The sequence below is a fragment of the Novosphingobium profundi genome (assembly GCF_020524485.1).
Lineage (GTDB): Bacteria > Pseudomonadota > Alphaproteobacteria > Sphingomonadales > Sphingomonadaceae > Novosphingobium > Novosphingobium profundi_A.
Genome location: NZ_JAIVLF010000006.1, coordinates 198,184 through 210,952 on the forward strand (window position 1 = coordinate 198,184; position 12,769 = coordinate 210,952).

Here is a 12,769-nt window from a genome sequence, read left to right on the forward strand (position 1 = left end):
GGAGCTTCTGCCATGAACCGCCGCAACCTCTTGCATGCCGCCCTGGGCGCGCCCGCTTTGTCGCTTACCGGCTTACTCACACCTGCCCTTAGCCAAGCGCCCGGGCGCGAGGATGCCTTTCGCTTTGCCTTCCTCAGCGACACCCATATCCGGCCCGAAGGGGGCGCGGACCGGGCCTGCGCGATGTGCTTTGAACAGATCTCGGCCAGCGACTGCGACTTTGCGATCCATGGCGGCGATCACATCGAGGACGCCCTCGGCGTGGACCGAGAACGCGCCACGATGCTGATGGACCTCTACCAGCGGACTGAACGCAAGCACCTGCGCAAAACGGTCCACCATGCCATCGGCAACCACGATTGCCTCGGCGTCTTTGCCGAGAGCGGGATTGCGCCCGACGCGCCGGACTACGGCAAAGCCTTCTACACCGCGCACTTCGGACCAAGGTACTATGCCTTCGACCACAAGGGCGTCCATTTCGTGGTGCTCGATTCGATCGGCCTGACCGATGACCGCAACTACGAAGGCCGCATCGATGAGGACCAGCTCGCCTGGTTGCGGGCGGACCTCGCGCAGCAGCCCCGGGGCCAGCGCATCATTGTGGTCACGCATATCCCGCTGGTGACGGCGCTGGGATGCTACGAGCCGGTCTCGTGGCTGAACACCCCGCACAACTGGACCTTCGTCGTCAACACCCGCGAGGTCCTGCGCGTCCTGCAGGACTACAACGTCATTGCCGTTCTGCAGGGCCATAGCCATGTTTTCGAGCAGATCACGCTGAACGGCCTGCACTTCATTTCGCCAGGCGCCGTGGCGGGCGCGGACTGGCAAGGCTCGTTTCTCGGCACACCCGAGGGCTATTGCGAAATCGCAGTTACCGGAGAGGACGTCTGGGCCTCCTTCCGTACCTACGGCTTCGATGTCCCCGACCGTCAGGATGTGCCCATCTGATTGGCTTTGTCGCGCAAAATGGGTTGCAGGGCAGACGCCGGCCGTTGAAGGCATCCGGTTGCGCGACACGCTGCGCCGTGCCGCGGGCCAGCCACTCGCCTTGCGCTTTGGCGATATCGCCATGCTGACGAACAGGCTGGACGCGCAGGGGCGTACGCGCATGAACCGGTTTCTTGCAGACCATCGCGCGCCGCACCGGGCCGGGCCTGACGCGACACGCCTGATGGAAGCTCTGGCCACCGGCCTCGGCGCCGCCTGGCCGGGCCATCAAACCTGATAACCAACTAGAAAATATGATATTACTGCCAGAGCGACCGCTTTTGTCATAACCATCGCCTCTAGCGGACTTCACTTGGACGCCAGCAGCGACACGGATAGAACTTCATCATGCGATTCCTTCACACGGCCGACTGGCAGCTCGGCAAATCCTTTGGCCGGTTCGACGAGCAGACCCGCGCGGCGCTGGGCGAAGCGCGCTTTGACGTGATCGACACGATCGGCAAGCTGGCCGACCGTCACGGGGCCGCGCACGTGCTGGTGGCTGGCGACGTGTTCGACACCGAGGGCCCGGACGAACGCACCGTGATCCAGGCTGTCAGCCGCATGGCCCGCTATGCCTGCCGCTGGTGGCTGCTGCCCGGCAACCACGATTTCGCGCGCAACAGGGGCTTGTGGGACCGTGTGCGCAAGCACGAAACCGCAAACATCATCGTTCTGAGCGAAAGCGAGGCCCAGGAGATGGAACCGGGCGCATGGCTGCTGCCGGCCCCGCTGCTGCGCCGCCACACGCTCGATGATCCCACCGCCGCGCTCGATACCATGGAGACACCCGCAGGCGCGCTGCGCATTGGCCTTGGCCATGGTTCGATCCGCGACTTTTCCTCGCAGGGCGATGCCGCGAACCTGATTGCGCCGGACCGGGTCAAGCAGGCGAGGCTGGACTATCTGGCGCTGGGAGACTGGCACGGGACCCTGCGCGTCGATGCGCGTACCTGGTATGCTGGCACGCCCGAGCCGGACCGCTTCCCGCGCGAGGCGAACGATCCGGGACATTGCCTGCTGGTCGAATGCGAAGCGGGTGCGGCCCCTACCGTCACCGTGCTCGATACCGCGCGCTATACCTGGCAGGTGGCGGACTGGCCCTTTGCCGATGCCACCGGCTTCGAGGCGCAGGTGAACGCGTTCCTGGAGAGCGTCGATCCCGCGGCCACGCTGCTCCAGCTCACGGTTTCCGGCATCGTCTCGCTGACGGACAAGACCCGCATCGTCAACCGCCTGCACGACGACCTCACCCATCGCCTGCGCTTCCTCGACACGCGCGAGGGCAATCTTTCCGTGACGCCCAGCGAGGACGACATGGCCAGCCTGGAAAGCGAGGGCCTCATCGGCCGGGCCGCCGTGCGCCTGCGCGAGATGATCGAGACCGGCGGCAGCGAGGCTCCCATCGCCCGCCGCGCCCTCGAAAAACTCTTCATCGAAGCCAACCGCCAGGAGGCCACGCGATGAGCCTTGTCATTCGCCGCATCGGCCTGGAAAATTTCCGCAAGTTTCGCGCGCCCCTCGCCATCGAGGGACTGGGTGCGGGCCTCAACATCGTGATCGAGCCCAACGAGACGGGCAAGTCCACCGTGATGGAGGCGGTGCGCGCCGCGCTGTTCCTGCGCCACACCTCTGCGACCCAACAGATCAAGGCCTTTCAGCCGCATGGCGATGATGTCGCCCCGCACATCTCGCTCGACTTCACGCTGGACTCGGGCGACTACAGCCTGACCAAACGCTTCCTGAAGCAGAAGCAGGCCGAACTGACCCGCCCCGACGGCAGCCGCGTTTCGGGCGCGGAGGCCGAGGATGCCTTGCAGGAACTCCTGGGCTTCGAGCAGGGCGGCTTTGACACGAAGCTGTCCGGGGTTCTGGGCATGCTCTGGGTGGCCCAGACCGAGGGCCTGACCATCGAGGCCCCGGCGGGCCGGGTTACCTCGCTGATCGGCAACTCGCTTGAACAGCAGGCTGGCGCGCTGCTTGGCTCGGCCCACTTCGATGCGGTCAGCGCCCGTATCGAAGCCCAGTGCGCCACGCTGATGACCCGGACCGGGAAGCCCGCCGCAAATGGCGCCTGGAAGAAGGCTCTCGACCGGCACGAAAAGGCGAGCGCCAATCTCGCCGAGATCGAGCAGCGCGCGCAAGCCCTGGAACAGGCCTTCGAGGAGCTGGAACAGGCCAATCGTCGGCTTGCCAGCATCGAGCGGGACATTGATCCGGCCGCCGATGCGCAGACCCGCAAAGACCTCACGGACAAGCTGGAAGCGGCCCGCTCTGCCGCGCAGACGCTGCGCGTGCACGAGGCCGAAGTCACCCGGTGCCAGGACGCGCTCGACAAGCTGACGGCGCTCGACGAACGCCACCGCAGCGCCGCCCAAGCCCTGGAAGACGCCAACGAGACGCTGCAACGTGCGCGGGCGGACATGGATGCCCATGCCGGGAAACTGGCCGAAGCCCGGTCCCGCAAGGACACGACCAAGCGGGCGCTGGATGACGCCCGCACGGCGCGCGAGAATGCCCGTAAGGCGCAGCAGGAGGGCGCCCGGCGCATCAGCGCGCAGCGCCGCGCACAGCGCATCCAGGCCGCGCATGAACGCCACCGCGCCATCTGCGCGCTGCAGGAGGAACGCGAAGGCCTCCTCGCACTCGCCCAGAGCGCGCCACCTGCCGATCTGGCCGATGAGCTTGAGCGCCTTGAACAGGCGCTGGCGCGCCACAGCGCCATGCTGGAAGCCGGCGGCACCCGGGTCGAACTGATCGGCGAGGCGAACGGCCTTCTGCGCGATGGCGCACCGATGGAGCCGGGCGAATGGAGCGTCCTTCGCGAGACCCGCATTGCGCTTCCCGGCGGAGGCGAACTGGTGCTGCGCCCGCCGCTCGCGCTCGCCAATGCGCACGAGGCCCTCGATGAAACCCAGGCCAGCCTTGCCGCGCTTTGCAAGGCACACGGCGTCTCGGGCAGCCGCGAGGCCCGTGAGCACGCTCTCAAAAGCAAGGCCGCGCAATTGGACGCGGATAAGCTGGCCAAGCGCATCGCTGGCGAGGCTCCCGCCGATTCCGAACTCGACCTTGCCGCAGGTCCACAGGCCCTGGCCGACTTCGTGACCACCCATCCCCTGACGGCGGACAGCGCAGGAGAGGAGGACCAGGAGGACCACCCCCTTCCCGATATGCAAGCACTGGACGCCGCGCTGCACGAGGCCGAGGAAACCTTCACCCGGGCCGACGCGGACCACCAGTTGGCCCAGCAGGCGCTCGACACGTCTGTCGAGGCGCATACGCCGCTCCAGGTTGCCAAGGGCACGGCGCAATCCGCCCTTGAGCACGCGGAGAGAGACCGTATCGCCATCGAGAGCGATCCCGCCTTTGCCGACCGCGAAGAGCGTCTCACCCGCGCCCGCGAAGCGCTGACGATGAAGAGCCATGAGCACCGCAAGGCACAGGACCTGGCGCAAGGGCTCGACCCGGCCAGTGTTGAGCGCCAGTTGTCCGCGCACGAGGCGCGCACACGGGCCGCCCAGCAGGACGCGCGCAATATCAAGGAGGAGGTCATCCGCCTTGGCGCCAAGGTTGAAAGCGGAGGCGGACAGGGCCTTGGCGAGAAACTGGCCGCCGCACGCGACGAATTGAGCGATGCCGCGCAGGCGCTCGACCGCGTCGAACTCGATGTCGCGACGCTCAAACTGCTGCGCGGCACTCTGGAGGAGACCCGTAGCCAGAGCGCGCAGACGATCACGGGCCCCGTCGCCCGGCGTGCGGCGCGTTATGTCGATCGCATTTTACCAGGTGCACAGGCCGACTTCGACGAGGATCTGGCGCTCGGCATCCTGCGGCGCCACGGACGCGAGGAAGCGACCGGCACGCTGTCCCACGGCACCCAGGAACAACTCGCGATCCTTACGCGCCTCGCCTTTGCCGAAATGCTGCACGAGAAGGGGCATCCCGTCTCGCTGATCCTCGACGATCCGCTGGTCTACGCCGACGACATGCGCCTCGATGCCATGCTCGATCTGCTGGGAGAGGTGGCCAAAACGATGCAGGTCATCGTGCTGACCTGCCGCGAACGCGCTTTCCGCCATCTGGAGGCCAACCGCATTCGCCTGTGACCAGATCCGGCGTCTGACCTAGGCCGACGCCAGAACCCCACAAGGCCGCACCTCACCGTCTTCGTATTCAGGAGGTTTGTTCAAGACCTTGCGTACCTATTCCGACACGCTTCTGCATTCGCCTTCGGACCTTGTCCGCTTCCTGGCCTGCCGCCACGCGAGCGCGCTCGATCTTTTGCGCCTGCGCGACCCTGAAGCTCTCCCGGAACGAGCCGAAGACGATGAACTGGCCAAGCGCGTGCAGCAGCAGGGCCTCGATCACGAGGATGCCTACCGGGCCCGTCTGGAGGCCGGTGGCGGGCTGGTCGAGATTGCCACCACCGGCACGCTCGAGGCGCGCGCCGCAGCCACGGCAAAGGCCATGCGCGCGGGCGCACCGGCCATCTTTCAGGCCACATTCTACGATCCGCCCTGGCATGGCTTTGCCGATTTCCTGATCCGGGTGGAGACACCCTCCGAGCTTGGTGCCTGGTCGTACGAGCCCGTCGATACCAAGCTCGCCCGCTCGGTGAAGCCCTCCTACATCGTGCAGCTGGGCCTCTATGCGCAGATGATGGCGCGGGTGCAGGGCATGGTGCCCCGGCGCGTCCATGTCGCGCTCGGCTCAGGCGAAACCGAGAGCTTTCGCCTGGCCGAATTCGCCTACACGCTCGAGGCGGCACAGGCGCGCTACCTGGACTTCATCGAGACAGGAGCGGCCGGCTCCACCCCCGAGCCCTGCTCGGCCTGTTCGCTGTGCGGCTGGCGCGAGCATTGCGATGCGGTGTGGCAGGAGGCTGATCACCTCTCCTTCGTCGCTGGCCTTGGCACGCCCCAGCGCCTGAAACTCGAAGCCGACGGCATCACCACCCTGGCCCAATTGGCCGCCGCCGATCCCGACCATCGCGTGCCGCGCATGGCACGCGAGACCTTTGCCAAGCTGCGCGAACAGGCGATCCTGCAGCGTGAACGCCGCGAAGGCGCAGAGGCCCGGGTCGTCCGCCTCCCCGTGGAGGACGGGCGCGGCTTCACCCAGCTTCCCCCGCCCGATCCGGCCGATCTGTTCTTCGATCTGGAAGGCGATCCACTCACCCAGGGCGGCCTCGAGTACCTCTGGGGCATTCACTATCGCGAGGACACCCGGCCCGAATTCCGCTTCCGCTGGGGGCATGACCATGTGGCAGAGCGCCTCGCCTTCGAAAGCACGGTCGACTGGATGGTCGCGCATCTCGCCGCAAATCCGGGCGCGCATATCTATCACTACGCGCCGTACGAAGTGACCGCGCTGCGCCGCCTGTCCACGCTCCACGCCAGTCGCGAGGACGCGGTGGACAAGCTGCTGCGCGAGCGGCGTCTGGTCGATTTGTATGGCGTGCTGCGCCAGTCGATCCGCACCAGCGAGCCCAACCTCTCGCTCAAGACCATGGAGACGTTCTTTGCGCCAAAACGCGGGGAAAACGTGGCCAATGCGGCCGACTCGATCATCGAATACAAGAACTGGCAGGACACCGGCGGCGCGAATGGCGGCGATCAGGCCATCCTCGACGACATTCTCGCCTACAACAAGGTCGACTGCGAGAACACCGAGGCCCTGCGCGACTGGCTGATCTCCCTGCGCCCGGACGATCTGCCCTGGCGCAGCGTGGGACCTGCCAAGGCGATGGAGGCCGAACAGAGCGAAGCCGCTCTGGAAGCCCAGGCCGCCGCCGAAGCGCTCATCGCGGCCATCCACGCCGGTCCCTTGCCGCCGAGCATGGAAGGCCGCGAACTCGTCGCCCACCTCACCCAGTTCCACCGCCGCGCCGACAAACCCGCGTACTGGTCGATGTTCGATCGGGCCGAAGCCGATCCTGACGATCTGGTCGAGGATGGCGAATGCATCGGCGCAATCCGCCCCTTCCCCTCGCCCGAACACGAAGACCAGTGGCAGTGGAAAGAGAAGCAGAACACCGTGGCGCGCTACAGCTTCCCACCGCAGGACACCAAGATGCGCAAGGGCACGCAGGTGCTCCACGCACCCACCCTCGTGCCGCTTGGCGCAATCCAGGAAATCGATACCCGGCGCGGCGTTCTCACTCTCAAGCGCAAGCTCAAAGCCGGTGAAGCGTTCCCTGAGGTCGGCTCACTGATCCCGGGCGCGCCGATCAACACCAGCGCCCTGCGCGACGCGGTCAAGCGCGTGGCCGGGGCCTGGGCCTCGGGCGAAACGCGCTACACCGCTCTCCTCGACCTGATCGCGCGCACGCCCCCGCGCCTGCACGACTGGTCAGGTGGCCCCATGGTCCGCGAAGGCGAAACGCTGGTCGAGGCCACCGCGCTGCGCTGCCTTGCGCTCGATGACAGCGCGCTCTTCGTGCAAGGGCCTCCCGGCACCGGCAAGACCTACACCAGCGCGCACGCCATCCTCGCGCTGATTGCGGCCGGCAAGCGCGTGGGGGTTTCCTCCAACAGCCACAAGGCGATCAACAACCTGCTCGCCAAGGTGGAGGAGGTGGCGCTGGAAACCGGCCAGACCTTCTCGGGCGTGAAGAAAGCCAGCAAAACCAGTCCGGACAGCGAACTTGGCGGCACGATCATCACCGACGTCTATACCAACAAGGACGTGATCGACTATCACCCCGATCTGGTCGGCGGGACGGCCTGGCTCTTCGCGAGCGAAGACATGGACCAGACCCTCGACTATCTGTTCGTCGACGAGGCGGGGCAGGTCTCGCTCGGCCACCTCCTCGCCATGGGCGCCTCGGCCCGCAACATCGTGCTGGTGGGCGACCAGATGCAGCTGGGCCAGCCCATCCAGGGCGCGCATCCCGGAGAGAGCGGGCTTTCCGCGCTCGACTACCTGCTCGAGGGCGAAGCCACCGTCGCGCCCGATCGCGGCATCCTGCTCGACACCTCCTGGCGCATGCACCCCGAGATCTGCGACTTCATCTCGGGCGCGGTCTATGACGGACGCCTGAGGCCCCTGTCCGCCTGCGCCAACCAGACGCTGCAGCTGAAGGACGGCCACGACCCCGCGCTTGCCCCCCACGGCATCCGGTTCCTCGAACAGGACCACAAGGACTGCGGCCAGCGCAGCGATGCCGAGGCTCTGCGCGTAAAGGAGCTGTGCGCAGAGCTGATCGGCACGCCCTTCATCGACCGCGCGGGCAAGCCAGGCCGCATCGCCTGGGCCAACATCCTGATCGTCGCGCCCTACAACATGCAGGTGAACGCCCTCCGGGAGGCCCTGCCCGAAGCCGCCCAGATAGGTACGGTCGACAAGTTCCAGGGCCAGGAAGCCGAAGTGGTGATCGTCAGCCTGACGACCTCCTCACCCGACGACCTGCCCCGCCACGTCGACTTCTTCTACTCGAAAAACCGCCTCAACGTCGCCATCAGCCGCGCACGGACGCTGGCGCTGGTTCTCGCCAACCCGCGCCTCCTCGAACTCGACGCGAAATCGGTGGAGCACCTGAGGCTCGTCAACACGCTCGCCCATGTGGCGGAGGAAGGGATGTAAGTGCGGGAAATCGAGTTCAAAGAGTGGCTGACAGACGGTGGCGCTGAATCGACCAAGGCTTTAAACGTCCGAATCCACGCGCTGCGAAAGATTGAGCAAAATCTCTCGAGGTTAGGCTTTACGTTCGCGGATCTCGAGGAGGCTTATACAGCCGACCGGTTCGTGTCGCTGATTCAGAAGCTTGGCGAACTAAGGGAGAATGCACGACAGGGTGGGGACTATTCCCGAATTCTTCTCCCTGAATCGAAGGCCGCTGACCGGCGGCTATCTTACTGGCAGAGTTGGTTGAAACGCTATGGCGCATTCTTGTCCGGCGAAGAGCACGGCGAGGGAAATGCCGACCGGATTCGGCTCCACGTTTTAGAGCATTACATTGAACCAGCACGCGAGCGAGACGAGGCAAGCGTCAAAGTACATGTAGGCACCGTCAATGACGCGCTCGCCTTAAAAAAAAATTGGCGGAATGTTTTCCAATCCCTGACAAATAAAAAATTCTTGAATATGGCCGACCTACCTCCACCAGAACGAATTGGAGCAAAAGACAGCCCTGCCACGCATTTTATATTCGATCTTAGTGGAGGCATCGGAGAAGCTGCTATTCTCCAACATTTTCGGGTAAACTCTTATTTTAACGAAGCAATTTCCAACTGGACGGAGAATCAGAAGCAAGAATTTGTTCGAATCGCAATAGCCGTACATCAGGCCGGTCTCGACTGGTGGTTCGTCAATATCGACCACACGCCGGTGCGCTTTGGCCGCCGGGACAAGGGCGCAGCGCGGGCCCATGCCGTTATCGGATACCTTCGCGCCCAGGAGGCCGCGGTCAACCTCAACCAGAAAAACAACGCGGTACGTCTGATCGAGGAACGGCAGGTTCCCTTCACGAGTGATGCCGTCTCGCAGCTATGCTCTGCCCTCCAGAGCCGATCTTCCGAAATCTCTGCAAGACTTCCCGTCGATCCGCCCCGGGCGGGCTACTGGCCCGATGAATTCAGGGCCGATGAGATCGTCACAGACACCACACCAGAAGGGTCTTACGTGAGCACGCCCACCAACCTCATCCTCTACGGCCCGCCCGGAACCGGCAAGACTTACGCAACTGCGCAGGAAGCCGTGCGCCTATGCGATGAAAACGTACCGGAAGATCGCGACGAGCTCATGGCGCTCTACCGTAGACTCCAGAAGGAGAACCGGATCGCCTTCCTCACCTTTCACCAGTCCATGGCATACGAGGACTTCGTTGAAGGCCTGCGGCCCGACACGAAATCGAGCGAAGGTGAGGACTCCTCATCGTCCGGAGGGTTTCAACTCGTCCCTGCCGCCGGAATTTTCCGCAAGATCGCACGTCTGGCCGAAGAAGCCGCAGGTCTCCCGGACAAGGCCGCAAGCGGATCGAAGCCGGTCCGCCTCGACGTAGGGCAACGCCAGGTCTTCAAGATGTCGCTCGGCAGAGCCGGGATCGAGGAGCATATTTACGAGGACGCACTGGAAACGGGCGTCATATCACTGGGCTGGGGCGGCGGCATCGACTGGACGGATCACGATACCTACGAGGCCATTCACGCTCGCTGGAACCAGGATCATCCCGGCACCAACGGAAATGATGGCAACATCAGCCAGACATACCGCTTCCGGGTCAGCATGAAAGTGGGGGATCTGGTTCTGATCTCCGCCGGGAATACGCAAATCCGGGCCATCGCCGAAGTGACCGGAGACTATTCCTTCGCACCCGCTGCGGAATATACCAATCAGAGACCGGTACGCTGGCTGAAGGTTTTCGACGACCCGATAGCCGTGGACACGGTCTATTCCCGTCCCTTCACGCAGCGCTCGTGCTATCGTCTTCGCGAAGAGTTCCTCAAACGCGGTGCACTGCAGACACTTCTTTCGAATGTTTCTGACCCCCAGGAATTCGACATTGAGCCGGCACCCGAGAGCGCGCAGGCCGCAGGCCCTGCAAACATTCCCCAATTCGTCCTCATCATCGACGAGATCAACCGGGCGAATGTCTCCAAGGTTTTCGGCGAACTGATCACGTTGCTGGAGCCGGACAAGCGGCTTGGCATGACCAATGCGCTTACCGTTACGCTGCCCTATTCCCGGCGCGAATTCGGCGTGCCTGCCAACCTCCACATCATCGGCACGATGAACACGGCCGACCGTTCGATCGCGCGGCTCGATACCGCGCTGCGGCGGCGTTTCACGTTCCGCGAACTGGCGCCCGATGTGACTGTGGCGGCTTTTCAGGAGGCCGAGCGCGCAACCGGCATCGCGCTCGGCAAGGTGCTCACCGCAATCAACGAGCGGATCGAGTATCTGCTCGATCGCGAACATCGCATCGGCCATGCCTTCTTCATCGGCTGCACCACGCGCAAAGACGTCGATGGCGTGATGCGCGAGAAGATCATCCCGCTCCTGCAGGAGTTCTTCTTCGAGGACTGGGGCATGATCGCCGCCGTCCTGGGCACCGGCTTCGTGGAGGGAAGGCCGCTCAGGGCCCCGCGTGGGCTGGAGAAGCTCCAGTCCTTCACCATGAGCGAAGCACGGACCCGTTGGCGGGTGCGTGATGACTTTGCCGAGGATGCCTACACGACGCTGATCGCGGGACGTGTAGAAGTGTCGGACGAGGGCCCTGCAGACGAACTCGACGAAGAGGCATGAGACACGTCTCTCGCCCCGAATGGGGTCGGATAAAGGTTGCGAAAGAGGGCGAAGAGAACGTGCTCTCGCGCAGCGAAGCCCTCGCGTTGGAGCGTGCCGCCAAAGCCCATCCGCTCGGCGGCAAGGACGGGCACGCCATCCTCACGCACTATCACGATCATGTGAAATGCGCACAGATGGTGGGCGTGCTCTCCGCGCCGGGGATCAGCCTGGAAATCCTGCCCAAGATCGATCCGACGAGCCCTGCAGAAGATGCACCTACCGTGCGCGCGCGGCTCGTCTCCCTGATCGATCTCGCGCTCGATCTGAAGCTGGCCGAAGGCGAAGCGGCGGCCATGGCGCGCGACGCCCAGAGCCTGCTGGACCTGTTCATCCGTATCTTCGCCAGGCGCCTTGCAGCGCAGGTCCGACAAGGGCTGCCGCGCCACTATCTCGCACGCGAAGATGACCTGCGCGCGCTGCGCGGACGGCTCGACGTGACGCGCCAGTTCACCGTCAATGCCGTGCGTCCTGATCGTTTGTCATGCCGCTATGACGAGTTCGACAGCGACATCCCGCTGATGCAGGTGATGGCCTGCACCATCGTGACCTTGCGCAAACGCACCCGCACGCTGTCAACGGCGCGTCTGCTCGACGAGCTGCGCTTCGCGTTCGACGATGTGACCCTGCTGGCGCCTGGCCGCCTGCCCTGGCAGGACATCACCATCGACCGCTCGAACAGGCGCTGGGAAAGCCTGTTGAAGCTGGCGCGCATGCTGCTTGGCCAGGACTGGCAGGCGACGGCGCATCACGCAGCGGGACCGCAAGGTCATTCGCTGCTCTTCCCGATGAACGATCTGTTCGAAAAGGCCGTGGCGAACCTGCTGCGGCACAGCCTTGGCGAACAGGGCTATGATGTGCGCGCCCAGGATCAGAGCCAATACTGCCTGCACGAGAACGGCCGCAATTTCTTCCAGATGCGCCCCGACATCGTCATCCGCAAAGGCGCCCGAACCGTGGCCATCATCGACACCAAGTGGAAGCCGCTCGACGCCGATCACCTTGCGCATGGGCATTGGGGGCAGCAGGAGCCGGATGCCCATGGCGAGGCGGCCGTGCTGTCCGGCAAGGGCGGCGTCAGCCAGGGCGACGTCTACCAGATGATGGCCTATGCCCATGTTCACCGCTGCGACCAGCTCATGCTGCTCTATCCCGCGCGGCCGGGCCGTGGCAGCAGGACGCTCCGCACGTTCAGCCTGCACCCCGATGGCGGGAAGACACTTTCAATCGGCGCCGTGGACATGGCGGGATCCCCCCGCACGATCGCAAACGCCTTGCGCGATCTCATCGTGCCGACCCTCGATCCGCCTCAGCGTTCGCCGCTGCATTCTGCGGCCTGAAAGCGGATTGGCCCCACGCCTACGCGCGACAGCCAGCCTTCATTCCTTCATCGCCAAGCACGCGATGATCCTCGACGTGTTGCCCGATGATATGCCCTCGCCCAATCCGGCCGGCGCCAGCCATCTGGCGTTCGTGCACCCAAGGGCCCTGGTGC

Annotated in this window: 7 protein-coding genes; all 7 read left to right on the forward strand. The window is 64.7% G+C overall.

What is annotated here, in order from left to right:
• The first annotated feature begins 12 nt into the window (after window positions 1-12).
• The 7 genes from LC060_RS17390 to LC060_RS17420 all read left to right on the forward strand — a co-directional run bounded on the left by LC060_RS17390 (window position 13) and on the right by LC060_RS17420 (window position 12,614).
• Window positions 13-951 (forward strand): metallophosphoesterase family protein, encoded by a 939-nt coding sequence (locus tag LC060_RS17390; protein WP_226637841.1) that lies wholly within the window; start codon window positions 13-15, stop codon window positions 949-951.
• Window positions 952-1,009: 58 nt separating this feature from the next.
• Window positions 1,010-1,228, forward strand: coding sequence for a hypothetical protein (locus LC060_RS17395; protein WP_226637842.1), 219 nt, complete (start codon window positions 1,010-1,012; stop codon window positions 1,226-1,228).
• A gap of 110 nt (window positions 1,229-1,338) precedes the next feature.
• Window positions 1,339-2,457, forward strand: coding sequence for a metallophosphoesterase family protein (locus tag LC060_RS17400; RefSeq protein ID WP_226637844.1), 1,119 nt, complete (start codon window positions 1,339-1,341; stop codon window positions 2,455-2,457).
• A complete protein-coding gene (locus tag LC060_RS17405; protein WP_226637846.1) occupies window positions 2,454-5,096 on the forward strand; it encodes an AAA family ATPase in 2,643 nt (880 codons plus the stop codon). Before LC060_RS17400 ends, LC060_RS17405 begins: the two co-directional genes overlap by 4 nt.
• 88 nt (window positions 5,097-5,184) lie before the next feature.
• Window positions 5,185-8,574: a TM0106 family RecB-like putative nuclease gene (locus LC060_RS17410; RefSeq protein ID WP_226637848.1), complete on the forward strand. Its 3,390-nt coding sequence runs from the start codon at window positions 5,185-5,187 to the stop codon at window positions 8,572-8,574.
• Window positions 8,575-11,235 carry an AAA family ATPase gene (locus LC060_RS21080; protein WP_226637850.1) on the forward strand — a complete coding sequence of 887 codons (2,661 nt, stop codon included), beginning with the start codon at window positions 8,575-8,577 and terminating at the stop codon, window positions 11,233-11,235. It abuts the gene before it with no gap.
• On the forward strand, window positions 11,232-12,614 hold the full coding sequence (locus LC060_RS17420; RefSeq protein ID WP_226637851.1) for an McrC family protein: 1,383 nt from the start codon (window positions 11,232-11,234) through the stop codon (window positions 12,612-12,614). Before LC060_RS21080 ends, LC060_RS17420 begins: the two co-directional genes overlap by 4 nt.
• The last annotated feature ends 155 nt before the right edge of the window (window positions 12,615-12,769 follow it).

What these genes read in the sequence shown, in the direction of transcription:
- LC060_RS17390 (WP_226637841.1), top strand. Translation starts at nt 13, where the DNA reads ATGAACCGCCGCAACCTCTTGCATGCCGCCCTGGGCGCGCCCGCTTTG.
- LC060_RS17400 (WP_226637844.1), top strand. Translation starts at nt 1,339, where the DNA reads ATGCGATTCCTTCACACGGCCGACTGGCAGCTCGGCAAATCCTTTGGC.
- LC060_RS17405 (WP_226637846.1), top strand. Translation starts at nt 2,454, where the DNA reads ATGAGCCTTGTCATTCGCCGCATCGGCCTGGAAAATTTCCGCAAGTTT.
- LC060_RS17420 (WP_226637851.1), top strand. Translation starts at nt 11,232, where the DNA reads ATGAGACACGTCTCTCGCCCCGAATGGGGTCGGATAAAGGTTGCGAAA.